This window comes from Geitlerinema sp. PCC 7407, from assembly GCF_000317045.1.
Lineage (GTDB): Bacteria > Cyanobacteriota > Cyanobacteriia > PCC-7407 > PCC-7407 > PCC-7407.
Genome location: NC_019703.1, coordinates 2,982,732 through 3,009,175 on the forward strand (window position 1 = coordinate 2,982,732; position 26,444 = coordinate 3,009,175).

Below are 26,444 nucleotides of genomic sequence, written 5' to 3' on the forward strand. Positions count from 1 at the left end.
CTGGGCCTTATTAGAGCTGGGCTTCCTGCTGCTGGTAGAGACAGAAGTAGCGTCCCCGCAGCTCCATCAATTCTTCATGGGTTCCCTGCTCCACCACGGACCCCTGGTCCATCATCAAGATCAGATCCGCGTTGCGAATGGTGCTGAGGCGGTGGGTGATGAAGAAAACCGTTCGGCCCCGGAAGGCTTCGGCAAGGTTGAGGCACACCTGGCGCTCGGTGTTGTAGTCGAGGGCGCTGGTGGCTTCGTCCATGATCAGCAACCGGGGATTTTGGAGGATGGTACGGGCGATCGCCAGACGCTGCCGCTGACCCCCGGACAAAGAAGAACCCCGCTCCCCAACCCGGGTGTTGTAGCCATTGGGCAGGCCCATCACAAACTCGTGGGCCACGGCGATCTTGGCGGCTTCGATGATCTCCTCAGAGGTCGCCTCCGGGTTGGTCAGAGCAATGTTTTCCTGCACTGACGCATCAAACAGCAGCGTGTCCTGGGGCACGATACCGATCTGGCGGCGCAGAGAGTACAGCTCCACTTTGCTGATGTCATAGCCATCAATCATAATGCGGCCATTATTGGGCGCATACAGACGCGGCAAAAGCTTCATCAAAGTACTCTTACCAGAGCCGCTCTGGCCCACAATCCCCACAAACTTCCCAGATGGGAAGTCGAGGGTAATGTTATTGAGCTGGGACGGCCCAGTCTTGCCAAAGCGGAAGGAAACATTGTCGTAGGACACCGCGCCCTTGATGTAGGGCATGGGGATGTTGGTGCGATCGGTCTCGTCGGCCTCTTGGGGCGTGTCGAGAATGTCGCTCAGGCGCTCGATGGACAGCGCCAGCTCCTGGAAGTTTTGCCAGAGCTGGGCGAGGCGCAGCAGGGGCGTGGTCACGTAGCCCGCGATGATCCGGAAAGCGATCAGCTGACCCAGGGTAAGCTCCCCCTTGAGCACCAGGTAGGCCCCCACCCACAGCACCAGCAACCCCGAGATTTGGTTGAGGAAGTGGGTCAGGGAGTTGGCGGTGGTCGAGGTCAAAACGGTCTTGAAGCCGGCGCTGACGTAGCGAGCGTAGCGGTCTTGCCACTGCCAGCGCGATCGCAGCTCAATGTTTTGGGCCTTGACGGTCTGGATACCGCCCACCACCTCCACTAGGTAGGACTGGGTTTCGGCGTTGCGCTCGGCCCGCTCCCGCAGCTGCCGCCGGATGATCGGCGAGGCGATCACCGCCAGCCCCACAAACAGCGGAATCGTCGACAGAGCCACCGCCGTCAGCAGGGGGCTGTAGATCAGCATCACGAGGATGTAGATCACCGAGAAGATGGAGTCAAGGACCACCGTCAGGGCGGTCCCCGTCAGGAACTGGCGAATTCGCTCCAGCTCGCCCACCCGGGTAGACAGTTCACCCACGGGCCGCTGCTCGAAGTACTTCAGGGGCAGGCGCAGCAGGTGATCGATGATCTCGGTGCCCAGGGACAGGTCGATGCGGTTCGTGGTGTCGACGAAAAGGTACGTTCGCAAACTCGACAGCAGCGCCTCAAAGATCGCAATGATCACCAGGAAAATGCCCAGAATTTGCAGCGTGTCGATGCTGTTCTGGATGATCACCTTGTCGATGATCACCTGGATCATCAGGGGATTGGCCAGGGCAAACAGCTGGACAAAGAAGGAGGCAATGAAGACCTCGATCAGGACGCGGCGATAGCGGTTGACCGAGGGCAAGAACCAGCCCAAGCCGAATTTCCTTTGGGGCGTTTGGCGGGTGGAGCTGAGGAGCAAGACCGGCCCTTCTTTGCCCCACGAGCGCAAAAAGTCGCTGAGGCGGCGGCGGCGCACCCCTTCCTCGGGAATGCCCAGAATGACTTCTCGGCTGGTGGCGCCATAGAGAATGGCGACGCTGCCCTGCCACAGGATCAGGGCGGGGGTGGGCAGGCGGCCAAAGGAGCCTGCGGGCACGCTGACCAAGTTGGCGCTCAGACCCATCATTTCGGCGATCGCCCCATAGAGCTGGAGCGATACGGCCTGATCGAGATTGGGCTCTTTGCCGTAGCGCTCGACCTGGCTCTTGAGCACGCGCTCGATCAGGTCTCGCCGGAAGGGCATCCCCAAATGCTTGGCCAGCATCTGGAAGCAGGCCAGGGGCGCATACACCGCCCCCCGCCCGCGCACGTAGGGGTATTTTTTGGCCCGGCCCACCGGCGCGTCGATCACGTAGGGCAGATTTTCGGCCTCAGGCGGGCGATCGGGGGCGTAGGGAATGCCGTTGTCGGTCGGGGACTCCAGGCTGGTTTCCCCTTCCATGGCCGCGACGGCGCTCACCGGCGCATCGGCCACCGCCAGATCCTCAGCCGCCCCGATGGGCAGCGTTCCGGGGGGCGGCACCGAGGCAAAGTCGGGCATCTCCAGGATGCGGGCGGGCAGGGTGCCGGTGACCTGCAGGGTGTCCTGAAGCCCGGGCTCGAGGCGAGAGCCTGCGGGGCGATCGGCGATCGCCCCGCCCCCGCTCACCAGCCACAGCCGCTCAGGGTTGAGGTCGGCCAGGGTGCGAGGACCAGCGGGCCAGTGGTGCACCACCGTCTGGGTCTGCAACGCCTGGGTGAGATCTTTGAGGTTGGCCGCGCCGTCGGCTCGGCGCATCAGCTCCGCCCCCAGCAGATCAAAGATCTCGATCAGGGAGGCGCGATCGTGAAAGGCCTGGGACAGCAGCGGATGCTGATCGAGCAGCGTCCAAAAATCCTGCACCGAAAACGTCAGGCAAATGGTCTCGCGGGAGGCGATCGCCGTCTCGCAGGGCACCCCCCGCACCAGGCTCGCATCCCCCAGCACCGCTCCCTTGTCTAGGAGCCGCAGCGTCACCGGCAGCTGGGTCCGGGGATCATAGCCCAGCATCCGCGCCTGCCCCTCAAACAAAATCGAAATCTGGGCGGGCATCTTGTCGCGAATCACGATCGCCTGACCCATGCGATAGCGCAGCAGCTGCCCTTGGCGGGACAGCTGCTCCAGGGCTGCCGGCGGTAGCAAATTGAAGGGTTCAACGCTGGCGAGAAACGATTGAACCGAAGTTGTGGTGTAGATCATTGCGAAGCCGTGGGAGTGGAGTCGGGGGAATCAGGGGCACCGAGCTGCGCCAGCTGCTCCTGCAACCAGCCATTGAACAATTCATTGAGCAGGCGCTGACGAACGCCATCGTCGAGCTGCACCGGCAAAAACTTTTCGAGACGCACAATCACAAACCATTCCCCCAAACGCGTTGGGGGCCAGAGCTGTCCCGGTTTGCTCACCGACAGCATCCGGGCCAGCGGAGGAGCGGGCACCGTCAGCTCCACCGGACCAATCAAGCCCCCAGTTTGGGCCTCCGGCCCCTGGGAGTACTCTGCCGCCAGCTCTGCTAGGGATTGTTCCCCTTCTTGAATCCGAAAATACAGCTCCTGCGCAATTCCCGGATCCTGGGTCCGAATCAGGGAGTAGATCACCCGGTCGAGCTGGCCCTTGCGCGTCAGGAAATAGGACTCTAGCTTCGGTCCCCAGGTGGTTTGCTTAAACTTTTCCAGCTTGAAGCTGCGCAGAGTGTTGGCCCGAAACAGCTCTAGGGTCTGGCCTTGACTCTTGAGCCAGTTTTGGCGCGCCTCCGGCAGCTCTAGCTGGTGGCGCAAAAAGATTTGCTCACAGGCCGCATCCAGTTCTTCGGGGGAGCACTCGACTGACGCGATCGCCTCATCCACCAGCAGCTCTCGCACAAGCTGCGGCAAAAGCTGGTAGCGCGCCAGGAGCGGAATAATTTCCTCAGCGGTAATCGTTCGCTGGCCGACTTTGAGAACTGCGGTCATAAGTGGATGGCGATTATCATCTAGGCCCCACAACGCGGGGAAACGGGTTTATTAAATCAGGCTTTTCGGGCTCTGGTGTCTGAGATCAGCAACCAGTCGCCATAGCGTACCCCAAAATCTGCGATCGCCTCTGTGTTGCAAGGTTTTTAGCGTTTTTGGGGAAGCGGCAACCCAAGCAGGCTTGAGCCTTGCGCTGCGGCGATGCGCCAATTGTCAGGAAACCTACCACACTTCCCGGCGCGGGCACACTTCCCGGGACGGGTGCACCGCCGCTGCCTTGGACAATGTCGCAAACTCTGCCCTCGGGTCATGCCCCCTAAGCTCTCACCCTGATAAACAACATATTGTGCAGGCAGGCTCAAGCAATCAAGACTTTTGGCAAAATCGGGCTCCTTTAGGTTTCCCCAGCGGGCTGACCTGGGGGCGCTTTACGGTGTCTGGGGCGATCGCCGCCCAAACTTTACATTTTCTTAAGCTACATTTCGATTGATTTAGGCCAATGTAAAAGACCGGTCACAAACGATGATTTCACACTCTAAAGATGCCCTCTCCAAGGGGCGATCGCCAAGACTTTATGGTCGCCGCAACAAAACTCATTACTTTTCTTTTTTCCTTTTGATTCGCTTTCTAGAAATTCTCATCGCCTCCCAAAGCAGCTCGCATTATTGCTAGATCTCTCTCAACATCTATCTAAAGATTTATTTAACATTTCATTCTCAAAAAACTCTCTCCAGCCGGAAAGTCCATCGCTTTTCAGCAAAAAAAGCCGTTCTCACCAATCACCTTCAAGAACACCAAATCTCTTGTCGATTTATTCATCAACCAAGAGGGGTTCTTTATTAAATCCTTATTTTCATTTGGTAGGAAGCAGGGCGGGGATCACGCTAAAACAAAGCGATCCCCATCCGAAGTTACATTGACAACTCTGATAGCACTCAACATAATGTCTAATAGAAGCAATGAATTCCCACTCACCTTTTTGTAACCAAATCGAATCATTCAAAAACTTGCATTGAGTAAGATTGAGTTTCGTGAATTTTCTGGGAATTTTTAGCGCTTCTGTAAAGTTTTTGAGCAGGCTCTAGGCGTTAGAAACTCGATGTTTAGGCAGCTATCGCCTGACCTAGAGCCCGGGCAAAGCTTTTTGGAAACGCCGTTGCCCCCATTTCCAGCCTTTTCGTCCAGCCGCCCGACTACACAAAACGAGGAAGTCCGAAAAATGCAGCAAATTGTTCAGAAGGTTCATTGCCCCAACTGCGGTAGTTCGGCTGAGCGCCATCACATTCTGAGCAGCCGACTGATTCGTACTCAGTGCCACCGCTGTGATTACCTGATGATCACCTGCTCTGAGACGGGCCGCGTTATCGAAGCCTACGCCCCCGGCATCGCATCTCGACGATAGGGTAGCGGCAGGCGGCTCGACAGTGTCTACCTTTGATCGAAAAAATCGATTTTTGAGCCTAGCGAGCCTCGTTTTTAGAGGCTCGCTTTTAGTTTGGAGGCGCGGAGCTGTCCGCAGGCCGCATCTGCCTCCAGGCCTCGAGAATAGCGGACGCTGGCAGCAATGCGGTGGCGCTTGAGGGCGTCTAGGAAGGCCTGAACCCGCTGGGGGCTGGGCCGCTGGTAATCCACCTCGGAGATGGGGTTGTAGGGGATGAGGTTGACGTGGCTCTGGAAGCCCCGCAGAGAGTGGGCCAGCTCGGCGGCGTGCTCCGGCAGATCGTTAAAGTCCGCTAGCAGGATGTACTCGAAGGTGACTCGCCGACCGGTGAGCTGGACGTAGGTGCGGCACTCCTCCAAGAGATCGGCCAGGGGATAGGGCTTGGCGCTGGGAATCAGGCGCTCCCGCAGGGGCTGGTTGGAGGCGTGCAGGCTGACCGCCAGGGTGATCTGGAGCTGCTGATCGGCGAGGCGGCGAATGTGGCCCGGAATGCCGACGGTGGAAACGGTGATGTGGCGCGCGCCGATGCCGACGTCTTCGTTGAGGCAGCGGATGGCGGCCAGGACATTGTCGGTGTTGAGCAGCGGTTCGCCCATGCCCATGAAAACGATGTTGCTGACGCGCTGCTGAAAGTCTTCTTGAACGGTCAGTACCTGATCTACGATTTCGTGGCGCTCTAGGTTGCGCTGGAAGCCGCCTTTGCCGGTGGCGCAGAAGTCGCAGGCCATGGGACAGCCGACTTGGGAGGAGACGCAGACGGTGAGGCGGCGATCGCTGGGAATGCCGACGGTTTCAATAATCTGGCCATCGGCGAGCTTGAGCAGATACTTGACGGTCTCGTCGGGCGCTACGGCGCGGTGGTGAATCTGCGATCGCCCGATGGGAAAGTCGGCCAGCTGCGATCGCCACTGCTTGGGAAACACCGAGATTTCTTCTAGAGAGCGCGCCCCCCGCTCGTAGAGCCACTGATACAGCTGCTTGCCGCGATAGCCCGGTTGTCCTTGCTGCTGGACCCACTCCGTCAGCTCTGCCTGGGAGGCTCCCAGCAGGGGGCGGCGCGATTCGGCAGGAGCGATCGGGGTCAAGGTCAGATCTGACATGGCAAGCAGGGCTCTCAGAAAAAGCGATCAGTGCAAGGGAAGCGGCGAAGCTCAGGTCCTGGTGGGCGATCGCCCACCGTGGCTCACAGATGTTCCATCCTAGCCCAGGAGCTAGGAGGCTGTCTGTGAATCTTTTGGGTAGCGCCCAGCCCAGGAACAGCAAAGGGCGATCGCCCCCAGATCAGCGAACTTTAGGCTCTTTAGGCCCGAGCCGCGGGCTCCTCGACCGGCGGCATCTCCAGGCGCTGCCCCCGAATCGAGCAGTCCAGCAGCTCCATGGGATGCATCAGGCGCGTTGAGTGACCCTGCTGTCGGAGGTGCTTCTGGATTTGCAGCGAGCAGCCCGGATTGGGCGAAGCAATCACCACCGCCCCCGTCGCCACCAGGTTTTGCACCTTTTGCTGGCCCAGTTCTTCGGCCACTTCAGGCTGCAGCAGGTTATAAACCCCCGCGCTGCCGCAGCACAGACCCGCGTCTAGGGGCTCTCGCAGCACCACCCCCGGAATTTGGCGCAGCAGATCTCGGGGCTGGGCGCTGATCTTTTGGCCGTGGAGCAGGTGGCAGGCGTCCTGGTAAACTACCGGCAGCGGCTGCTCAGCCACGGGCGAGAGCGTCGCGGTCAGTCCCGCTGCCGCCAAGAACTCCTGGACATCGCGCACCTTGGCCGCAAAGGCTTCCGCCTTGGCCCGATAGGCGGGGTCATCCTGGAGAATGTGGCCGTACTCCTTAAGGGTGTGGCCGCAGCCCGCCGCATTAATAATAATGGCGTCTACCTCCGTCCCCTCAAAGGCGTCAATCATTTGGCGGGCCAGGGTTTGGGCCTGGGCTTCCTGGCCTTGGTGGGCGGGCAGGGCGGCGCAGCACCCCTGAGCCCGCGGAATCACCACTTCGCAGCCATTGGCCGTCAGCACCCGCAGGGTGGCCGCATTCACCGGCTCAAAAAATAGCCGCTGCACGCAGCCTAGGATCATGCCGACGCGATAGCGCTTTTCGCCCTGGGCCGGAATCACCGTGGCCACGGGCTCCCGAAAGGCCGACAGCGGCACCGTCGGCAAAATCGACTCCATCGCCCCCAAGCGCGGCAGCAGGCGCGGCAACAGTCCGGTCGATCGCACCAGGGCTTGCAGGCCCAGCTTTTGGTAGAAGAAGAGGGGCAGCAGGAGCAGGCGCAGACGGTTGGGGTAGGGGAAGAGGCCAAAAATGAGCGATCGCAGCCAGCGATCGGAGAGCGATCGCGTTTGGTTGCGCTCGACCTGGGGCCGGGTAGCGGCAATCAGCTGGTCGTACTGGACCCCTGAGGGGCAGGTAGACACACAGGCCAGACAGCCCAGACAGGTGTCGAAGTGCTCCGTTACCGCCTCATTCAGGGGAATCTCTCCTTTATTGACCGCATTCATCAGGTAAATGCGGCCCCGCGGCGAGTCGGTTTCTTTGCCAATCACGCGGTAGCTCGGACAGGTCGACAGGCAAAAGCCGCAGTGAACGCAGGCGTCGATGAGGTTTTGGGCGGGGGGGTGCTGGGCGTCGAAGCCGCAGGGCAAGGTCGAGTCAGAAGGTGAGGTCGGCGGGTCGAAGGTCTGCATGGATCAAATTCCCCCGACAAATCGCTGGGGGCTCAGCAAAGAATTAGGGTCAAACTGCTGCTTGAGCTGGCGCATGGGGGCGATCGCGCTGCCGCTGTAGCCCCACACATCGAGGGAGCGCTTGAGGGCTGGGGTGGCCCGCAGCACGCTCAAGAAACCACCGGCTTGCTCACAGCGCGATCGCATGTCGCCAAGCGCTGCGGGGTCCTCGGCCAGCGCGCCGTCTAGCCGAAGCAGGCCCAAGCCGCTGGCCAGGTGCAGGCGAGCCTGAGCTCCGGGGGCGATCGCCCCGAGCTGCTGCAAAGTCGCGATCGCCTTCGCCGGCTCTACTCCTATTTTGGCCAGCAAGGTGGATTCTGTCGGGTCTTCGGTCAGAACCGTTGTCAATCGCTGCCATAGAGGACCTTCGACCTCTGGCCCAAAGGTGTGGTCCCCCAGGCCCAGAGACTGGCCCAGGCTGCGCAGCTTGGCGATCTGCTCCTCGACGCTGGGGGCGACGCTCTGGAAGCGCGCCAGCAGGCCGAAGCCTTCACCCAGATCGAGGGCCGCCAGCAGGGACGGCGTTAATAAATCGGCGGCCACCGGCGTGAGGGCCGAAGCCAAGAGGGTTTGGGCGGCCCGGGCGATCGCCTCGCCCTCTCCCCGCAGCAGCACCGTTTGGGAGGTTTCGGACTCGGGGTACAGCCGAAAGGTCACCTGGGTCAGGATGCCCAGGGTGCCATAGGAGCCCGTCAGCAGCTTCATCAGGTCATAGCCCGCCACATTCTTAACCACGCGGCCTCCGGCCTTGACCCGCTGGCCGTCGTAGCGGACAAACTCCAGGCCGATCAGCATGTCCCGGACGCCGCCGTAGCGCTGGCGCAGCGCCCCCGTGTCGGCGGTGGCCACGATGCCGCCCAGGGTCGCTCGGTCCGGATAGGCGGGGTCTAGGGCCAGAAATTGGCGCGAGGCGGCGAGGGTCTGCTGCAGCGCCGCCAGGGTCAGCCCGGCCTCTGCGGTGACCGTCAGATCGCCCACGGCGTGCTCCACCAGGCGCGTCAGGCGGGCCGTGCTCAGGACCACCTCAGCCCCAGCGCCGAGGCCGCCCCAGTCTAGCTTGCTGCCGCTGCCGCAGGGCAGGACGCGCCAGCCTTTTTGGTGGGCGATCGCCATTACGGCGGCCAGCTCCTCGGGGGTCGCTGGGGACGCTACCACCGGCGACGCCCCGGGCACCGCCGCCTGGAGCGTCGCCTGAAACGCCGGAGCCACCTGCTCCCAAGCCTGCACGTTGTCTGGCCCCACGATGGCCGCCAATTCTGGGGCGATCGCCCCCATCGCTTGCGTCACTTGCTCTCTATCTCGCCTTTCGCGTGGATTCTTGTGGATTTCTTTAGGGCGATCGCCGCCCTGCTCACCCTATCAGGATACCGGGGCCGGGGGCGCTGCCGGAACGGGGGTCACCGCCGCAGCGGCCCTGCCAGCGCGCAGCCGAAACAGCAAAAACTGGGTCGGGCGATCGCCAAAGTTATTGTCACTCACCAGGATCAAGCTCTGGCTGCCATCCGCCAAGCGCGGCCCCAGGGTCATTCCTTCCAGGTTCTCGAGGCGCAGATCCAGAGTTTTCAGGTCCAGCAGCGCTTGCTTGCGGATGGGCTCGATGCCTGTGATGTCCCCCTGCAAGCGCTTCACGCCCGAAATATCCGTCGCGCCGCCGGTGGCGATCTGGATCAGCTTCGCCCCAAAGCCCCCCAGCCCAAAGGCCCGCTCCAGGGCCAAAAAGTGGCCGCCCGCATCCAGGGCCGCCAGCTCCGTCAGGCCGTACACCTGGCCAAAGGGGGCTTCTTCTAGCTCGTAGAGGTGGCTGGAGAGGGCTAGGGGCGGCCCTTCGCCAAGGTAGTAGTGCAAAAAGCGACTGCGCCGATCGAGGGCTTCTTCATCTTCATCCTGAGCCAGGGACGCTTCGGTGGCGGCGAACAGGCGCAGCGGCTCGCCCTGGGAGGCCACAGTGCCCGTGGGGTTCAGGGTCAACGCCTCGAAGCCCACATTGCCTCGGACGCCCCGGGGCTCGTCGCCCTGGGGGTCGGGCAAGAAGGCGAGCGGCAGGGGCAGGGTGCGGCGGAGCTGGCCCGTCTGCAAGTCGTAGGCCCCGATCGCGGGCGGAATCGAAGAACCACTCCCTTCGCTAGCGACCCACAGGACGTCTTGGGGCGCGAGGGCCAGGGCTTCGGGGTCTAGCTGCTGGGGCGCGTAGCGCTGACCGGCCTCATCCAGCAGGAAGGTCACCCCTTCGACGGTTACAGCTTCTAGGCCCGCTGTATCGGTAGGCTCTGGGGCCAAATCTAGCTTGAGGGTGTAGAAGCGGGGCGGTGCCGTCCGGCTGTCGTCACTGAGGGCGTAGAAGCGATCGCGCTGGCGGTCGTAGGCGATCGCCGACAAACCGGCCACCTGAGTCTCTTCAAAGGTGGTGTCGCTCGGCAGGGAATAGGTCCCGATCAGCTCCGCCGACAGTCCCAGAAACAGCCGATCTTCGGCATTTACTCGCGGGATCGAGCAGGCCGAAAGTCCCAACAGCAGGGCGATCGCCCCCCACAAGGCCCCAAAGCGCCCCCACTCCCGCAGCCTTTGCTGCCCCCATTGCCAGTTCTGCCAGCGCGTCATCATCGATCGCCCTACTCCAAGCTTTTCACCTTTCCCATCTTGGCAAAAAATGTCTGAGCGATCGCCACGAGAAGTTCTGGGTGAGCCGTTTGAAGGGTCCGGGCTCCTGCCTACTTCCGGCAGATTGCCTTTGTATCAGCTTCCGTTAGCCGCCTCAAGCGTTCTAGGCATGATGCCTCGGGGTGCTCCCTTAGCTCAGGACAAAGGGGATTACAGCAAGTTGTATGAGGGCGGGAATTCTGCGCGTTTTAGCTCAGGTTGTTTATGTATTTTCTTAACAGCCACGCTTCGCTGCATGGCTAAACTTCATCGCCAGGAAATAGCGGTATGCACTGCGGCTTTGAATTGTGTGCCAAGCGTTGTTTTTGATGGTGCTGGTTGTATCAAGATAATGCAATAGAAATTAATGCAAAAATAGGCAGCCAGAAAAAAACGATCGCCTCTCACTGTAGCGAGAGAAAGGCGATCGCCCCTGAGGACTTGAATTTGGCTGGGTATCTAACCTGGAGCTTTAGTAAACTTCTTCCTGGCGGCTCAGCTTCTCTTCGTGCTTCACGACGGCCCACAGACCGTGGATCGAGCCGGGGAGCCAGCCCAACAGCGTTAGGCCAATATTGATCAGCAGGGTGGGGCCAAAGCCGTAGGTCATGAAGACACCCACCGGCGGGATTAGGACAGCCAAAAGAATTCTTAGTAGCTTCATATCGTCTCTCTTTTTGCAGCGTTTCATTCTTGTTTCCATTATGGAAAACGCCGCAAATTTTGCCCTCTTACTTCTGGCTTATTCAGCGAGTATTCAGAAGATATAGCGCTAGCCAAAGACTCATAGTCTCTAGTTTTGTCAGCCTTTCTCAGTACTCAGGCACAGTCGAATCAGAGATTCTTGGCAAGGGGAATCTATCTGTGTAGAGAGGCCAGGAAAAATGCGATCGCCCACAATGGGTCCTATAAACAGTGCGTTTAATAAATCGATTCCCATTCGAGAGGATATACGATGCTTGGAACTTTTTTAACGTGGCTAGCAACAGCCCTGAGCTTACTTGTCGTTGATCTGGTGGTGCCGGGCGTGGACCTGGCGACATTTCCAGCGGCCTTGATCGGCGCAGTCGTGTTGGGCTTGGTCAACTCCACCGTGAGACCGGTGCTGTCCCTGCTCTCCCTGCCTGTCAACCTAGTAACGCTGGGCCTGTTTTCTCTGGTGGTCAACGGCGTCTGCTTCTGGCTGGCGGCGGCTTTGGTGCCAGGATTCTCGGTCCACGGCATCGTCGGAATTATTTTGGGCCCCGTGGTCTTGTCGCTCGTGAATACCTTCCTCAGCAAGTACTTTGCTGAGCGTCATCCGGATATGCAAACAGGTGTCTAGAGCGCGCGATCGCGCCCAGCGAAGGATTCGGTTTCTGGCCGCTGCAATGCCATCGAAACTCGATCCTTCGATCAGTGGTGGATTGAGAGGGAATAAGCCTCGTTAGTGGATTGCTAACGGGGCTTTTTCTTGTGGGCAATTTGGCGGGCAGGGCCTAGTACATCGCCAGCATGAGCTGTTTGCGGTAGCTGTTGCTGAGGGGGTGGGACAGGCCCAGCAGCGAGAAGATCATCAGCATGGCCTTGCGAGCGCCGTCGTCGCGGTACTTGCGGTTGCCCCGAACGATGTCGAGGAGCAGATCCAGAGCCGATTCGTGGTCGCCCCGCAGCGTGAGCTCGATGGCTTTGAAAAATTCGCGGTCCCACTCTGAGGCGATCGCCGTCTCGCGGCTCAGGCGCACTAGGTCGATCAGCTCCTTCACCGCCACCGCCTGATCATAAAAGTCGCGATCGCTCGCCTGGATAGCGCCCGCCAGCTTCTCCGCATCCTCCAGGTTGCCGACCCGCAGCAGCAGCTTGGCACCCTCGATCATCAGCCGCCGCTCCTCCGGATAGCGGTTCGCCAGTCGCTGTAGCTGCTGCAACGCTCCTCGCGGATCGCCTGCGTCCAGGGCAGCGACCATCCCGGCAATGCCCGCCTCCAGATCTGACTGGAGATTGAGCTGGTTTGCCAAAAGCTCTCGAAGTTGGGCCTCCGTCAGCGCCCCTACAAATCCGGGCTCCACTTGGCCCTGGCTGACGATCCGGACATCCGGCACGCCCTCGACGCTGTAGGCGTTGGCCAGGGCCGGACTTTCGTCGATGTCCACCTTGGCCAGCACAAAGTCATATTCCTGGGCCAGCTTCTCCAACATGGGCTTGAGCATCTGACAAGGCCCACACCACTGGGCAAAGAAGTCAACCAGCACCGGCTTTTCGTAGGATTTCTCGATTACCTCAGCCGTGAAATTGTCCTGTCTGACTTCAACTACGGTTCCCATGAGTTTTTCTCCTCGCCTGTTTGCTCCTCGCGGCCAAAAAACGCGAGGGCAACACATCTATCAAAAGTAATTATTACGATTTCCTGGACCAAATCGATGGAATCCTAGCTTAAGCCTGATTATGAGTTCTACGATGTCTGCGATCGCCCCTGGTCAGGACGCGGTTGTGGAGCCAGATTTGCGTTGATTGGCTGACACAAACTCTATGACTTCTTCCCCCCATCCTCCCTCCGAGACTCCCGCCGCTGAGCCCCTCAACTTTCCGACCAAGCTGGCCTACGGCGCAGGCGACCTAGGACCGGCGATCACCGCGAATTTGTTGGCCTTTTTCCTGCTGTACTTCTTGACCAGCGTGGCGGGCCTCAATGCCGCTCTGGCGGGCAGCGTGCTGATGATCGGCAAGGTCTGGGACGCGATCAATGATCCGCTGGTGGGCGTGCTGAGCGATCGCACCCAGAGCCGCTGGGGCCGCCGCTATCCGTGGATGGTCCTGGGCGCGATTCCCTTTGGGGTATTTTTCTTTTTGCAGTGGATCGTTCCTAGCTTCAGCCCTGACCCGGCTGCCAACCAGTGGGGGCTGTTTTGGTATTACGTGATCATCTCCATCTTTTTCAACATGGCCTACACGGCCGTCAACCTGCCCTACACGGCCCTCACGCCGGAGATGACCCAGGACTACAACGAGCGCACCAGCCTCAACAGCTTTCGGTTTGCCTTCTCCATTGGCGGCAGCATCTTTTCGCTGATTCTGGCCCAGGTCATCTTTGGTCTCATCTCCGACGGGCGACAGCAGTATCTGCTGCTGGGGTTGCTGTGCGCGGTGATTTCGGTGCTGCCGATCTACTGGTGCGTGTGGGGCACCTACCAGCGCACCATGGGCAACAAAGCAGGGGAGAGCAAAGACTCCGAGGAAGCCAACATTCCCTTCAAAGAGCAGTTGCGCATCGTCTTTAGCAATCGCCCCTTTCTCTACGTGATCGGGATCTATCTGTGCTCCTGGCTGGCGGTGCAGATCACAGCCGCCATCATTCCTTACTTTGTGGTGAACTGGATGGGGCTGCCCAACCAGGCTTTCACCCAGGTTGCCCTCGCGGTCCAGGGCACGGCGCTGGTGACGCTGTTTTTCTGGAGTGCTGTCAGCGATCGCGTCGGCAAGCGCATCGTGTATTTCCTGGGCGCAGGCCTGTGGATCTTGGTCCAGGGGGGCCTGTTTTTCTTGCAGCCCGGTCAGGTGGGCCTGATGTATGGACTGGCGATCGCGGCGGGATTTGGCGTTTCGACCGCCTACCTGGTGCCCTGGTCCATGGTGCCCGACGTGATCGAGCTCGATGAGCTGCGCACCGGCCAGCGCCGAGAAGGCATTTTCTACGGCTTCATGGTGCTGCTCCAGAAGCTCGGCCTCGCCCTGGGTCTCTTTTTGGTGGGCAATGCCCTCGATCAGGCGAGCTTCATCGAAAGCGTGCCCGGCCAACCCACCCCCCTTCAGCCCGAGTCAGCGCTGTTTGCCATCCGAGTGGCCATCGGCCCCATTCCCACCGTGTCGCTGATTTTGGGCCTGGTGCTGGCCTACTTCTACCCGATCAGCCGAGAAATCCACGCGGCCATTCTGCTGCGCCTGCGGGAGCGCCGCCAAGGCATCACGCCGCCTGACGACCCCACCGATCCGATCAATACTCTCTAGACTCGCAGATCTGAGAGGATGCTTGAAAAGCTTTGTCTCTATGTAGCAAAGGTGGAGATCCCCCTCAATCCCCCTTTTTAAGGGGGACTTCTATCCCCTTTGAATCGAGGACTTCTATCCCCTTTGAATCAAGGACTTCTCCCCCCTTTTTAAGGGGGGCAGGGGGGATGATCCTGTGGAGCATCAGCCACTTTCAGATTCTCTGTAGCAAAGGTGAAGATCCCCCTAAATCCCCCTTTTTAAGGGGGACTTCTATCCCCTTTGAATCAAGGACTTCTCCCCCCTTTTTAAGGGGGGCAGGGAGGATGATCCCGTGAAGTATCAGCCACTTTCAGCTTCTGTTAACGGCCTCTATGGCGTGCCGCCAACGGACTCCGTTTGCTCCAGCATTTGCGTGGTCTTGGCGGCCCACTGGGTGTTGCCCTGGGATTCGTAGAGGTCCTGGGCATACTCCAGCACCTGCCGCGCGTCGGCGGGCATCCCCTGCTTCAGAAAGACGACGCCCGCACCGTAGTAGGCGTTGGCGTAGTTGCTGTTGGCCTCAGCGGAGCGCCGAAAGGCTTCGAGGGCCGCATCTAGCTTGTTCTCGCTGAGGAAGATAGCGCCGAGGTTGTAGTGGGCTTCGGCGTAGCGGGGGTTGAGGCTGATGGCTTTCTCGAAGGAGCGCTGAGCCTCTTGGGTTTTGTTTTGAGCGAGCTGTAGCAGACCGAGGTGATAGAGGGGTTCGGGGGCCTTGGGGCTAAACTGAATGGCTTTTTGGAAGGCGGCGATCGCCTTCTCAGGCTGATTTTGGCGCGACAGAACGAGGCCCAGGTTGTAGTGAGCCAGACCCAAATCGGCGTCTAGCTCGATGGCCCGCCCGAGATAGTCTTCGGCTTGATCTAGGTTGTTGCCCTCTAGGAGGGCTGCGCCCAGGTTGGCGAAGGCGAGGGAAAACTGGGGGTCGGACTGCGTCGCACGGTAGAAGGCATCGGCGGCGGGTTGCAGTTCGCCTTTTTGGCGCAGGGCCAGCCCCAGGTTGTAGTGGGCGGGGGCCAGGGCGGGGTTCAGGCGGGCTGCTGTCTGAAAAGCAGCGATCGCCTCATCGAGTTTGTTTTGCTGAGCGGCCTGGACGCCTCGATTTAGCCAGTCTTCTGCGGTTTCGCCGCTGCTCTGGGCAAGCTGCACTGGGGCCGCTATCGAGGGGACAGCCCAGCCAGGAGCGCCGACAAAAACACTACTCAGTAGCCCCAGTACAATCCAGCGTGTCTTCATCACCGAGTGCCTCGCCTCACAGGAGTTGGGTGCATTGGTTCCCCAATTTACACCATCACCCTAGGAGCGATCGCGATCGCCACCCTTTAATCCCCAAAACTCCAAAGCTGCTGTCTACGCCCCAGCCGCTCAACCCGGCAATTGAGGCCCAAGCTTTAGCAGACAAACTATCAGGGATAGTACTGAGGGTCACAAAATGCGCGTATTGCTACCTTGGTAGAAATTTTTAAATTTGCCAGAGCCTGCTTAGCCAGCAAAGCCCTTACCCTCTGCCAGGAAATTCCTCATGATTTTCATTATCCCGATCATTCTTGGAGCTGCCGCTCTAGTTACTGCCGGTGTCGGAGCTGCGGCAGGTGTAGATGGTATTTCTAAAATGGACAAAGCCAAGAAGATTGGCAAAAATGCTCAAAGGATTCATGAGCAACGGCAAAAATCAGTTGAAAATGCTTTGCAAGCGACTAACAGTCTAGCGGAAGAGTATGGTCGGCTTCAGATTGAATGCAAGTTGCGCACTATTGGACGTTTCGTAGCGTTTATTGCGCAAATTGGTCAACGAGCTTCGCAAAGCGACATGAAGTTTTTGGAGGGGCTAGAAGGGGTTTCACCTCAGCAAGTTCAGGAGTATAAAGCAACCGCTTTAGAGGCCGTAAGCTTTGCATCAGGAACTCTCAAAGCAGTCGGAACAGGATATGCTGCCAGTCAAGGAGCCTTGGGTCTTATAGGACTCTTCGGCACAGCTAGTACTGGCACAGCAATCAGTGGACTTGGTGGGGCTGCCGCATGGAATGCAACTCTCGCGTGGCTAGGCGGAGGATCCTTAGCAGCAGGTGGGGGTGGAATGGCTTTGGGCACCTTGGTTTTGGGCGGCATTGCTGTAGGACCAGCCCTGATGATTGGTGGCTTTGTTTTGGGAGGGGAAGGAGAAAAAGCATTAACTGAGGCTCGTGAATACGCAGCCAAAGTCATTGTCGAAGTTGAAAAGCTGAATGCTTTTCAAAATTTTCTTGGTCAGGCAGAACAAAGAATTAGTGAGCTCCAAGATCTCATAAATCGCCTCAATTCCAGAGCATTAGAAGGCTTAGAGGATTTAGAGACAAGACCTTTTGTGCGCGAACGAGATGCAGAAAAATTTCAACAAGTTGCTCTCTTGATTAAGGCGCTAGCTGAAATCATGAAAACTCCAGTTTTGACCACCGATGGAGCTCTCAATGATGAAGCCATGAAACTTCAAGTAAAGTATCGGAATCTCTAAGAAAAACATGACAAGCAAGAAAATCTCTGTCAATCCTGCTCAAAAGGTTAATGCTTTAGTACTTCCCGCGGAGTGCCTGAGTGAAATTGTTCAAGCATGTAGCGACTACTTGATTATTGCTGAGCAAGAGAAGACCAAACGGCGGGCGATTGAGGCATGGGAGAAGAAGTCTCTGGCTGAAATCAAGGCAAAGTCTGATCTTTTGATTGGGTATCTTGAGCGTTCGTTTGATGAACGTGCCAAGAACTTTCAGTCACTTTTCGAAGTGGTTGACCACGCGATCGCCTCTGACAACAATCAGCAGCTCAGTTTGGCGCTAAATGCGATCGTAGATCTAGCAAAGTCTAGCCCCTTTAAGGATCTGGCAGATTTGTCAACAGTCCAAAAGAACCTAGAGAATCCTGATCACGTATGGGAATTCTAGGATTCTTTTAATCCAATAAATATTGGTGAGCACGGCGGCGAGTTGCGTCGCCTTTTTGATGCAGGGCAAGATCCAAGACTTTGCCCTGCGGACTTCTTAGGCAGCCACCGAGCGACGTCTGCGCCAAGTCAGCCAGCCTCCGAGGGCGATCGCCCCTAGCCAGCCCATCTCCGGTTCCGGCACCGAGACCGAGCCATCATCGTAGGCATCATGGAGAGTTGCCAGAGCAAACTCACTGACCACTTGATGCGCCTTGCCGCTGGGGTGAATGCCATCCCAAAACAGATACTGATCCGGGGCATCACAAACCGCTAAGGTGACCTGATTGAGGCACGAAGTCTGGGTTTCCACAAAGCCGTAGCGTCCCGGATCGGCGATCGCTCTCGCAAGGAGGCCATTGATATCGAGGGAAACCAGCTTGGCCCCCGTGAGAGACTGCCCCAGCGACGTCAGAGTAGATTGGAGCAAAGCATTGTGACCTTTACTAATATCGGTCAGCAGCCCCGAGACCTGAGGTCCTGCCGCCAGGGCCAGGGGCGTGAGGCCTAGGTTCGGCGCATTGGGAATCAAGAAGTTTCGCGCTCCCAAGTCAAACAGCGTCGTGATGCTTTGGGTGATGTTTTTCATGACAGAGGCGATCGCTTTGTCGGGCTCAGCAAAGGTCGAAGGCTGATAGTCATTTGCCCCAGCAGCCCACACCACATAGAGCGCGTCTTCATCTGCCCGGGCTCCAGCCGCAAGGTGATCACCGAGAAAGGCATTCGTCTCCCGCAAAATTCCCGGTAAGCGCGGATCAACCGCATTATTCAAGCCCGACTGCGCCCCCCCAAAAGCAAAGTTCACGCTGCGATCGACCGTCTGTCCTACAAAATTTTCGTTCACGGTCACCGAGCCCGACGGCGTCACCGTAATCGGGGCCGGAAACGCTAGCGTACTGGACGGCACCAAGTCCACATCAAAGGCATCGGCCAGGTAATCCACCCACAGCGGCCCATTGGAATAGCGCCCCTGGAAGTAAGGCGGAGAGGGCGGCTGAACGGAGGTAGAGGGATCGAGCGTTTGGACGAAGCGGGTGACATTCGACACGTTGCCGGTATCCGACAAGCTGTCACCAAACACGTACATGCGATCGAAGGAAACGGCGATCGCGCTCTCACTCAGAGGCGCTGCCAAAGCAAGCAGGGAGCAGCCAGCGCAGAACAGGACAGATTTCATAAAAAGCGTCAGCAAAAAGGGGGCAATCCTGCTGTTCTAGCACCGAGAGAACGGGTGTATCTGCCAAACTGGCAGCTTTTTCATCAATTGAAATTCACGGCTATTTTCTTATCAGAAGCTCTTGAATTTTTCATAGATTATTAATCTTTTAATCGCAATTTATTGACTGATTTTTTGTCTAAAATTCGTGCTCATAAAATAAATCAAAAAGCATTATTATCTTTGCCACAAATCTTGATATTGAATGCTACTTAGCTAATTTTATTAATTTGAATTCATTTCAAAATTCGTGCGATCGCCCACAAAAACACCTCATTCTTGATTGCCAATATCCATTACTTCGTCAATCAATTCTTGTGAGCGGGTCCGGTTTATTTTTGCCCAGCATTGAGCTATCGTAGCGGTCAGTTTCCCTGGGGAAAATCAATCGCTATGCTCTCTGAACGCTTTCGGGAAGCGCTGGTTTTTGCGATGGAGCTGCACGCGACGCAGATTCGCAAGGGGTCGGGGGTGCCCTACGCCGCCCACCTGCTAGGGGTGGCCAGCATCGCCCTAGAGCATGGTGCCAACGAAGACGAGGCGATCGCCGCCTTGCTCCACGACGCCATCGAGGACCAAGGGGGAGCCGCCACTCGCGAAGAGATTCGCCGCCGCTTTGGCGAGACCGTGGCGGCGATCGTGGACGGCTGCACCGACGCAGACACCAGTCCCAAGCCCCCCTGGCGATCGCGCAAAGAGGCCTACGTCGCCAAAATTCCCCACGCCCCCGACTCCGTTCGGCTGGTCTCCATGTCCGACAAGCTGTACAACGCTCGCTCCATCGTGCAGGACTATCGCCAGCTCGGGGATGAGCTGTGGCAGCGCTTTCAGGGGGGCAAAGACGGCACCCTGTGGTACTACCGCGCTTGCAGCGATGCCTTTCGGGCTGCCGGTGCGTCGCCCCTCCAGCAGGAGCTCGAGCGGGTGGTGCAGACCCTCGAAGCTCTAGTCAGCGCAGAAGGCCAAGGCGTTTTGGGACAAGGTGGGGGACAATTGCCCTAGCAACTGCATTCCAAAAGCACCCATGGCCAGCGTCCGTCTTGAGGGAATTACCCGCCGCTTTAACCGCGTCACCGCCATTGACGACATTACCTTTACGGTGCCCGATGGCCGTTTTTGGGTCTTGGTGGGGCCATCGGGGTGCGGCAAATCCACCATTTTGCGGACCATTGCGGGGCTTGAGCAGGCCACCAGTGGGGATCTGTTCATTGGCGATCGCTGTGTGACCGAGGTGCCCGCCCGTCAGCGAGACGTGGCCATGGTCTTTCAGAACTACGCCCTCTATCCCCACATGAGCGTGGCCGACAATTTGGCCTTTGGGCTGAAGATGCGGGGCACCGCGCCTGAGGCGATCGCCCCTCGCATCGAGGCCGTAGCGCGATCGCTGGACATCGCCCACCTGCTCGATCGCAAGCCCAAGCAGCTCTCCGGCGGTCAGCAGCAGCGGGTCGCCCTCGGACGGGCGATCGCCCGCGAACCTCAGGTCTTTTTGCTCGATGAGCCCCTCTCGAACCTGGACGCCCAGCTGCGGGACGACACGCGAGCCGAGCTCAAGCAGCTGCACCAGCGCCTCGGTATCACCACGATTTATGTCACCCATGACCAGGTCGAGGCCATGACCCTGGCCGACCAGATTGTGGTGCTCAACCAAGGGCAAATTCAGCAGATCGGCAGCCCCCAGAGCATCTACAACCGGCCCCAAAATCGCATGGTTGCCACCTTTGTGGGCAACCCGCCCATGAATGTTCTGCCGGTGACCTACAACGGCACCGGGTTTCGGGTGGGGCAGCAGGTGATTCCCTGTCCGCCGCTGCTGCGGGCCAAGTTTTCCCCGAGTCCGGACCAGCGCTTCGATCTGGGGATTCGGCCTGAGCAGATCTCCCTTGCTCCCTCGGAGATGGAGGGGCATCTGATGGTGGAGGTGATGGTCGTGGAGCCCCTGGGCCGCGAAACCTTAATTCGGGCCAAGCTCGCGGGCTCGAACCCGGCGCTGTATCTCACGTGGCAAGCCTCGCCCCTGGTACAGCCCCAACCGGGCGATCGCCTGCTGATCCAGTTCAATTTAGAAGCAATCTTTTTGTTTGATGAGGCCTCGGGCAAGACTGTGTATCCCTTGCCCGAGGAGGAGTCGTAGCGCTCCGGACAGCGGTCAGCCTCCAGCGGCAAAGGTGCCCAAAACAATTGCTGACAGCAAAATGCCGGGGGTCAGTAGCAAAATCAAAGTGAGCAGTTCGCCAGATTCCATGGTTGTTTCCCTTCTCGGCGGTTTTTCTCCATTGTGCCGGGGCGATCGCCAAAGGGAGCTGAGTTTAAGGGAAACTCAAGGCTTGGAGGGCGATCGCGCCAATTTTTCGTCACGCCGTTTTTGCACTTCTATTTTTTGCCCAAAAATCTATGAGCATTACCCAACTCTTTGATGGCGCAAACCTGTTTGTGCTGCCCTTCTGGGCCTTGATGATTTTTCTGCCCAACTGGGGCCTCACCCGCAAGGTGATGGGGTCCTATCTGCCCTTTGTGGCCCTAGCCGCTCTCTATATCTACTTCATCGCGGGCACCCTGAACGAAGAAACGGCCCAGGCCCTCGCCAATCCCACCCTGGCGGACATTGCCCGCTTCTTTGGCGATGAGCGGGCCGCGGCCACGGGCTGGGTTCACTTTTTGGTGATGGACCTGTTCGTGGGGCGCTGGGTGTACTGGGAGGGGCAGCGGACCGGCGTCTGGACGATTCATTCCATCGCGCTGTGCCTCTTTGCCGGTCCCCTGGGGCTGCTGTCTCACATCGGGACGGCGGCGATCGCCCAGCGCCTCGACAAAGGCGAAGCGGCGTCAGAAACCGCCCCCTCAGAAAGCACGCCCTAGGACGCGACGGCTGATTTTGACCGGTCCTCGGCCCGCAGCCGCAGGGCGTGGCCCAGGGTCAAAACGTCGTGGTGCCACTGGGGCAAAATCAGCGTCATCAGCACTTCTTCGAGGCTGTTGAGCCAGCAAAGGGCGATCGCCAGCCACAGGGCGGCGCTGTGGCCAAAGCCAAACAGGCTCACCGTCGCCGCGCACAGCCCCAGTCCCCACGCCTTGGCGATGTAGGTGTGGAAGCTGGGCGCTTGGCCAAACTTGATCAAGCTGGCGGCGTAGACGGCGATCTGGGCCGCGACGCAGACCAGCAGCGGCCCCCGGAAGGCCAGCAAAACCGCCGGATGCACCCACCAAACGCTGAACGCCACGCTCGAATACAGGCAGACATCGGCCAAGCTGTCGGCCTGACGCAGCCCAACGGTGCTAACCCCCAGGCGACGGGCAATGATGCCATCGAAAATATCTGACAGGACGGCGGCAACGTAGCCCACCAAAAACCACGGCCCCACGGCGTGATCCGCCGCGTCGATCAGCAGCAGCAGGGCGATCGCAAACCGAAACGCCACCAAAAAACCAGGAATCTTGTTTAGCCACACCATCGCGATCGCCTTCTGTGAGAAAACTGCCCAGCAGCTACACCGCTCAGGCGCTCCAGTCCGCAGACTTCACGCAGCCTTTGCACACTGGGGACTACCCCCCCGCGCCGCACCCCCAGGAGTCTCGAACTTTCAGCCTCAAATTTTCTAGGAGCAGCTCCATGACCCAGTCTTGGCGATCGCTCACGGCCATCGTGCAGCCCGGTCACCGCATCGCCTCCGGCCAAGCCACCGACAGCCCCTACCCCGGCGGCAGCGTCGCGCTCCAGCAGCCCCACTTTGCCGCCCGGGGCCTCGACCTCGCGGGCTGCTTTTGCGGTACCCTCAACCTGTCCATCGCGCCCCACCGCTTCGAGATGGTCGCGCCGCGCTACACCTTCCGGTCGGTGGACTGGACGCCCCACCATCCGCCGGAGCACTTCTCCTTTTCGGCCTGCCAGATCGCGATCGGCGATCGCACCGTCGACGCCTGGGTCTACTACCCCCACCCCGAAACCAAGCGCACCCACTTCCAGGACGCCTCCACGCTAGAAGTCTTGGCGCCGTGGCTGCCGTCGGTCCAGTACGGCGATCGCCTGACCCTGCACCTCAACCCCGACGAGATCGCCATTCTGGCCTGACAGAGCCCGCGATCGCCCGCTTTCAGGCCACAAAAAAACTGCGCTGCCGCAAAACGAGACAGCGCAGACTATGGGAATTCAAAACACTTCACAAAAGGGCGATCGCCCCAGAAAAAGCTTAGGAAGCCACCTGCTTCAGCTCATTTTCCAAGAGCCGCACCAGCTGCTCGTCGCCTCGCTCGCGCGCCATTTGCAGGCGGCGCTCAGCGCTCTTGCGAATGTTGTCGAGGTGGGTCTTGGCCACAGCATTGAAGGAGGACACGTCAGACCGGTAAATCAAGGGCACGTTCACCGGCAGCGAGTCCACAACAGGCTTGGGCGCAGGCACACGGCCATCAGTCGAGTACTGAGCACCGCGATAGGTCAGCGTGTGGGCCGGCTGGGGCACAGACATATGCCGGGCATAGTGAAAGATGGTTGGCCGGCCTCGGTACTGGCCCGTCAACTCGCTTTCCACGCTGTCTAGAACGGGGGGATTGTAGTCGTAACTGACTCCGCGATAAGAGAGCTTCATGAAATTCGCCTCCGAATCATTTGAAGAAGGTAGATAACGTGAGGCGCGTTCCTTCGGGATTTTTCCCTACTTCCGTCCCCCAAGCGCTGCGATCGCCTTGTAAAGATGACCCGAGCCCTTATGGGGATGAACGATTATACGTCTGTATATCATTTTACTGTTTCCATTAAAAAACGGAAGCAGTTTAGCAACTTCTTACAATAGGCCGCCAAGGCTTATCTCGCATTGCTTTGAAGCCTCTTTGTAGCAAAGCAAACTTTTAAAATCTTGCTTTCGGCAGAGAACGGAAACGCTGACCCACCGGGCGATCGCCCCTCACACAGCCCGCTTCTATCGTGAGAGAAATTCCTCCGCCGCACTCACGCAAAATTTTGTATTTTACGATACATTTTTTCCGAAGAATTCTAGCCTTGCTGAGGCAGCTTTGCCCCCTATCCCAGCATCTGTCGCAGGCGGTTATACACTCGGCCGTCATTGCGTTTATCCACCACCAGCACCTGCACCTCGCCGAGCTGATGCTCGACCGCCTCATAGATGCTGTAACAAATGCGATACTCCCCCTCATCGATGCTCATCACCGAGCGATAGCCATACTTATTGAGGGGGCGGTGGTCCTGGGGACGCGGCGAGATTTGCAAGTCCAAGATCCGTATCATGAGCTGCTTAAACTCTCGGCTGGGCAGCTTCTTGAGATCTTTTTCGCAGTCAATGCGCAGCCGATAAAAGTGCTTGCCGTTGGTGCAGCCCTCTTCGAAGGTGAGGGCGTCTTCGGTGGCCTGCTGCTGCTGAAAGCTCGCTTGGCGCAGCTGGCGCTTGAGGTCCCGCACTGTGCGGGTGAGGTTCTCGAGCTGGGCGCTCTGGAGGGCGGCTTGGTGGCTGAGCTGGCCTTCGAGGCAGGTGATGCTGCGGCGATGCTCGTCTTCTTGCTGGAGGGCGAGCTCGAGCTGGGCGAGGAGCTGATCAATTTCGCTTTGGTGATCGGCGAGCTGGAGGCCAAGGGTTTGGCACTGGTCGGTGAGGCGCTGAATGTCGGCTTGCTGATGCAAGACCTTGGCAGTTTCTTCGGTGAGCTGCTGTCGCAGCTGGTGGTTGAGGCTTTGGGAAGTGTCGAGCTCCTGCCGAAGCTGCGCAACGGCCTGGCTTTGCGGCTCCTGCTGGGTTTCGTGAATCGGGGAGACGCGCTCGAGCTCATAAATTTGCTGCTTGAGCTGCTGGATCTGAACGTGGGCCGTCTGGAGCTGCTGGGCAGCGGTGGCTGCGTCGGCGCTGAGCTGCTGGACTTGGGCTTGGTGAGACTCTAGGGCTTGGTGGGCTGCGTTGAGGCGATCGCCCGCTTGGTCAATCTGCGATCGAAAATTGATCTTTTCCAGTTCGCCCAGCGCTCGCTGGCGGCGCAGCCGCTGGACTCCCCACGCAGCGCCCCCCGCCGCAAAAGTTAGCAGCCCCGACAGATACAGCGATCCCACCGGCCGCTCACCGACAGCACTGCCAGTCATCTCTCCATAGGTATCCACAAAGCCAGCCGGCCCAGCCTGGGTCAGATGCACCTCCACCACTGGATACTGGTTCGAGGGCATCGCTAGGTGAGCACCAACAACAATCAAAACAGCCAGGAGGCTGAGGGGAATCACCCGAAGCAGGAGACTACGCATGGGCTTCAAGAAGACGACGGTGGCAATAGGCTGGGGCCAAGGAAGACCAAAGACTTCCCAAAGCTCTTTTGGAAAGGGCTCTCTGGGTCAAGAGCAAAGCGCTCTAGCGCAGCTTGAGGAGGGCGCAGGCGCTAGAGCAGCGTGGCTAGAAACCAGCCGGGAAATAACTCCCGACCCTTTCTCCTATAAGCACTTCCTATCACTTTAGCAATGAGTGAGAATCTGGCTGTATGGTAGCACGCGGCTCTGGTCCTCTGGGATTGCCCCTTGCTAAGGGCGATCGCCCCCGATTTTGGACGGCTTGGCGGGTGCTACCACTTTTCGGGATTGAGCAGGCTCGCTGCCAATGAGTGCAGGCTCTCGGCCCTTCCGGTTTCAGGTCCCAAGGGACCGTGAAATTCTGCGATCGCGCTGATCCCCGGCTCTCCCCAAAGGCCAATCTCTCTGCTCAATTGGTTTATGCTGGAACTAGTGCCGGTTCACAGAACTTCACAAATATTGCCTGCCCATGAAATGCACCATTAATCGTCGAGCGGAGTTCTCGGCCAGCCACCGATACTGGTTGCCGGAGCTGACCGACGCCGAAAATGCGCAACGTTTTGGCCTCTGCGCTCGCGCACCGGGCCACGGCCACAACTATGTGCTGTACGTCTCCATGGCCGGAGATCTAGACGAGTACGGCATGGTGCTCAACCTGTCTGACGTCAAGCACGTCATCAAGCAGGAGGTCACCCAGCAGCTGAACTTCTCCTTTTTAAATGAAGCGTGGCCAGAGTTTACGCAAACCCTGCCCACCACGGAGAATATCGCGCGGGTGGTCTGGCAGCGTCTCGCCCCGCATTTGCCGCTGGTGCGAATTCAGCTTTACGAACATCCTGAACTTTGGGCCGATTACTTGGGGAATGACATGGAAGCGTTTTTGACCATTAGCACTCATTTCAGCGCCGCCCACCGTCTGGCGCGCCCAGATCTCAGCTACGAAGAGAACTGCGAGATCTACGGCAAGTGTGCACGCCCCAACGGCCATGGGCACAACTACCATTTGGAAGTGACCGTGAAGGGCCAGATCGACCCGCGCACGGGCATGATCGCGGACCTGGTGGAGCTGCAAAAGGCCATCGACGAGTTTGTGGTGGAGCCCTTTGACCACACCTTCTTGAACAAAGACATCGCCTACTTTGAGCAGGTGGTGCCGACGGCGGAAAATATCGCGGTTCACATTCGCGATCTGCTGGTGGAGCCGATCCGGGCGACGGGCGCTGAGCTGTACAAGGTGAAGCTGGTTGAGAGCCCCAACAACTCCTGCGAGGTGTACACCAACCTGGTGGCGGAGGGCCGCGTGACGGCCCAGGCAGAAACGCCGGTGCTGGTGCAGGTCTAGTCGATCGAAGGGCCAGGTTTTCGACGATTCAAAGG

23 protein-coding genes and 1 riboswitch are annotated in these 26,444 nt (G+C 58.9%); of the genes, 10 read left to right on the forward strand and 13 right to left on the reverse strand.

All coding sequences use genetic code 11. The features are described 5' to 3' along the window. Positions 1-10: 10 nt before the first annotated feature. Complete coding sequence (locus GEI7407_RS12125) at positions 11-3,073, reverse strand: peptidase domain-containing ABC transporter (protein WP_015172474.1); 3,063 nt, start codon at positions 3,071-3,073, stop codon at positions 11-13. Then, the gene (locus GEI7407_RS12130) at positions 3,070-3,822 is read right to left on the reverse strand and encodes a peptidylprolyl isomerase (RefSeq protein WP_015172475.1); all 753 of its coding nucleotides are present in this window, start codon (positions 3,820-3,822) and stop codon (positions 3,070-3,072) included. The genes GEI7407_RS12125 and GEI7407_RS12130 overlap by 4 nt, the downstream gene beginning before the upstream one ends. Positions 3,823-5,041: 1,219 nt before the next feature. Between GEI7407_RS12130 and GEI7407_RS20270 the strand changes: the two genes are divergently transcribed. Next, a complete protein-coding gene (locus GEI7407_RS20270) occupies positions 5,042-5,224 on the forward strand; it encodes a hypothetical protein (protein WP_015172476.1) in 183 nt (60 codons plus the stop codon). A 74-nt stretch (positions 5,225-5,298) separates the two neighbouring features. On the opposite strand, the gene rlmN is transcribed toward GEI7407_RS20270, so the two are convergent. The 5 genes from rlmN to GEI7407_RS12155 form a co-directional block, all read right to left on the reverse strand. Next, positions 5,299-6,363 (reverse strand): 23S rRNA (adenine(2503)-C(2))-methyltransferase RlmN, encoded by a 1,065-nt coding sequence (gene rlmN / locus GEI7407_RS12135; protein WP_015172477.1) that lies wholly within the window; start codon positions 6,361-6,363, stop codon positions 5,299-5,301. A gap of 200 nt (positions 6,364-6,563) precedes the next feature. After that, positions 6,564-7,946: a (Fe-S)-binding protein gene (locus GEI7407_RS12140; protein ID WP_015172478.1), complete on the reverse strand. Its 1,383-nt coding sequence runs from the start codon at positions 7,944-7,946 to the stop codon at positions 6,564-6,566. 3 nt (positions 7,947-7,949) lie between these two features. Beyond that, positions 7,950-9,272, reverse strand: a complete 1,323-nt coding sequence (locus tag GEI7407_RS12145; RefSeq protein WP_223294423.1) for an FAD-binding oxidoreductase — start codon at positions 9,270-9,272, stop codon at positions 7,950-7,952. A 72-nt stretch (positions 9,273-9,344) separates the two neighbouring features. Next, complete coding sequence (locus tag GEI7407_RS12150) at positions 9,345-10,586, reverse strand: esterase-like activity of phytase family protein (protein ID WP_015172480.1); 1,242 nt, start codon at positions 10,584-10,586, stop codon at positions 9,345-9,347. A 508-nt stretch (positions 10,587-11,094) separates the two neighbouring features. Beyond that, a complete protein-coding gene (locus GEI7407_RS12155) occupies positions 11,095-11,286 on the reverse strand; it encodes a YqaE/Pmp3 family membrane protein (RefSeq protein ID WP_015172481.1) in 192 nt (63 codons plus the stop codon). 291 nt (positions 11,287-11,577) lie between these two features. On the opposite strand from GEI7407_RS12155, the gene GEI7407_RS12160 reads away from it, so the two are divergent. Beyond that, positions 11,578-11,946: a phage holin family protein gene (locus tag GEI7407_RS12160; RefSeq protein ID WP_015172482.1), complete on the forward strand. Its 369-nt coding sequence runs from the start codon at positions 11,578-11,580 to the stop codon at positions 11,944-11,946. A gap of 154 nt (positions 11,947-12,100) precedes the next feature. Here GEI7407_RS12160 and GEI7407_RS12165 read toward each other — a convergent pair whose 3' ends face one another. Next, positions 12,101-12,925: a tetratricopeptide repeat protein gene (locus GEI7407_RS12165; protein ID WP_015172483.1), complete on the reverse strand. Its 825-nt coding sequence runs from the start codon at positions 12,923-12,925 to the stop codon at positions 12,101-12,103. Positions 12,926-13,130: 205 nt separating this feature from the next. On the opposite strand from GEI7407_RS12165, the gene GEI7407_RS12170 reads away from it, so the two are divergent. Beyond that, positions 13,131-14,606 carry an MFS transporter gene (locus GEI7407_RS12170; RefSeq protein WP_015172484.1) on the forward strand — a complete coding sequence of 492 codons (1,476 nt, stop codon included), beginning with the start codon at positions 13,131-13,133 and terminating at the stop codon, positions 14,604-14,606. Positions 14,607-14,957: 351 nt separating this feature from the next. On the opposite strand, the gene GEI7407_RS12175 is transcribed toward GEI7407_RS12170, so the two are convergent. Further along, a complete protein-coding gene (locus GEI7407_RS12175) occupies positions 14,958-15,860 on the reverse strand; it encodes a lipopolysaccharide assembly protein LapB (RefSeq protein WP_015172485.1) in 903 nt (300 codons plus the stop codon). A gap of 286 nt (positions 15,861-16,146) precedes the next feature. Between GEI7407_RS12175 and GEI7407_RS12180 the strand changes: the two genes are divergently transcribed. Beyond that, positions 16,147-17,115: a hypothetical protein gene (locus GEI7407_RS12180; protein WP_015172486.1), complete on the forward strand. Its 969-nt coding sequence runs from the start codon at positions 16,147-16,149 to the stop codon at positions 17,113-17,115. Between the two features lie 7 nt (positions 17,116-17,122). Further along, positions 17,123-17,539 (forward strand): hypothetical protein, encoded by a 417-nt coding sequence (locus tag GEI7407_RS12185; protein WP_015172487.1) that lies wholly within the window; start codon positions 17,123-17,125, stop codon positions 17,537-17,539. A 96-nt stretch (positions 17,540-17,635) separates the two neighbouring features. On the opposite strand, the gene GEI7407_RS12190 is transcribed toward GEI7407_RS12185, so the two are convergent. Next, positions 17,636-18,754, reverse strand: coding sequence for an SGNH/GDSL hydrolase family protein (locus GEI7407_RS12190; RefSeq protein WP_015172488.1), 1,119 nt, complete (start codon positions 18,752-18,754; stop codon positions 17,636-17,638). Between the two features lie 432 nt (positions 18,755-19,186). Here GEI7407_RS12190 and GEI7407_RS12195 point away from each other — a divergent pair, with 432 nt between their 5' ends. The 3 genes from GEI7407_RS12195 (at position 19,187) to GEI7407_RS12205 (ending at position 21,652) form a co-directional block, all read left to right on the forward strand. Further along, the gene (locus GEI7407_RS12195; RefSeq protein ID WP_015172489.1) at positions 19,187-19,795 is read left to right on the forward strand and encodes an HD domain-containing protein; all 609 of its coding nucleotides are present in this window, start codon (positions 19,187-19,189) and stop codon (positions 19,793-19,795) included. A gap of 22 nt (positions 19,796-19,817) precedes the next feature. Beyond that, entirely contained in the window at positions 19,818-20,927 is a 1,110-nt protein-coding gene (locus GEI7407_RS12200; RefSeq protein WP_015172490.1) for an ABC transporter ATP-binding protein, read from the forward strand. Between the two features lie 260 nt (positions 20,928-21,187). Beyond that, positions 21,188-21,652 (forward strand): ABA4-like family protein, encoded by a 465-nt coding sequence (locus GEI7407_RS12205; protein ID WP_015172492.1) that lies wholly within the window; start codon positions 21,188-21,190, stop codon positions 21,650-21,652. Here the strand turns inward: GEI7407_RS12205 and GEI7407_RS12210 are convergent. Beyond that, entirely contained in the window at positions 21,649-22,245 is a 597-nt protein-coding gene (locus tag GEI7407_RS12210) for a CDP-alcohol phosphatidyltransferase family protein (protein ID WP_015172493.1), read from the reverse strand. The two genes, GEI7407_RS12205 and GEI7407_RS12210, sit on opposite strands and share 4 nt — an antisense overlap. A 14-nt stretch (positions 22,246-22,259) precedes the next feature. Between GEI7407_RS12210 and GEI7407_RS12215 the strand changes: the two genes are divergently transcribed. Then, the gene (locus tag GEI7407_RS12215; RefSeq protein WP_223294424.1) at positions 22,260-22,862 is read left to right on the forward strand and encodes a hypothetical protein; all 603 of its coding nucleotides are present in this window, start codon (positions 22,260-22,262) and stop codon (positions 22,860-22,862) included. A 118-nt stretch (positions 22,863-22,980) separates the two neighbouring features. On the opposite strand, the gene GEI7407_RS12220 is transcribed toward GEI7407_RS12215, so the two are convergent. Then, positions 22,981-23,376 (reverse strand): DUF4278 domain-containing protein, encoded by a 396-nt coding sequence (locus tag GEI7407_RS12220; RefSeq protein WP_015172495.1) that lies wholly within the window; start codon positions 23,374-23,376, stop codon positions 22,981-22,983. 42 nt (positions 23,377-23,418) lie between these two features. Then, a riboswitch (Glutamine riboswitch) is annotated at positions 23,419-23,511 on the reverse strand. 296 nt (positions 23,512-23,807) lie between these two features. Next, positions 23,808-25,028 (reverse strand): hypothetical protein, encoded by a 1,221-nt coding sequence (locus GEI7407_RS21685; protein WP_015172496.1) that lies wholly within the window; start codon positions 25,026-25,028, stop codon positions 23,808-23,810. Between the two features lie 508 nt (positions 25,029-25,536). Here GEI7407_RS21685 and GEI7407_RS12235 point away from each other — a divergent pair. Then, positions 25,537-26,409, forward strand: coding sequence for a 6-carboxytetrahydropterin synthase (locus tag GEI7407_RS12235; protein WP_015172497.1), 873 nt, complete (start codon positions 25,537-25,539; stop codon positions 26,407-26,409). Positions 26,410-26,444 lie beyond the last annotated feature (35 nt).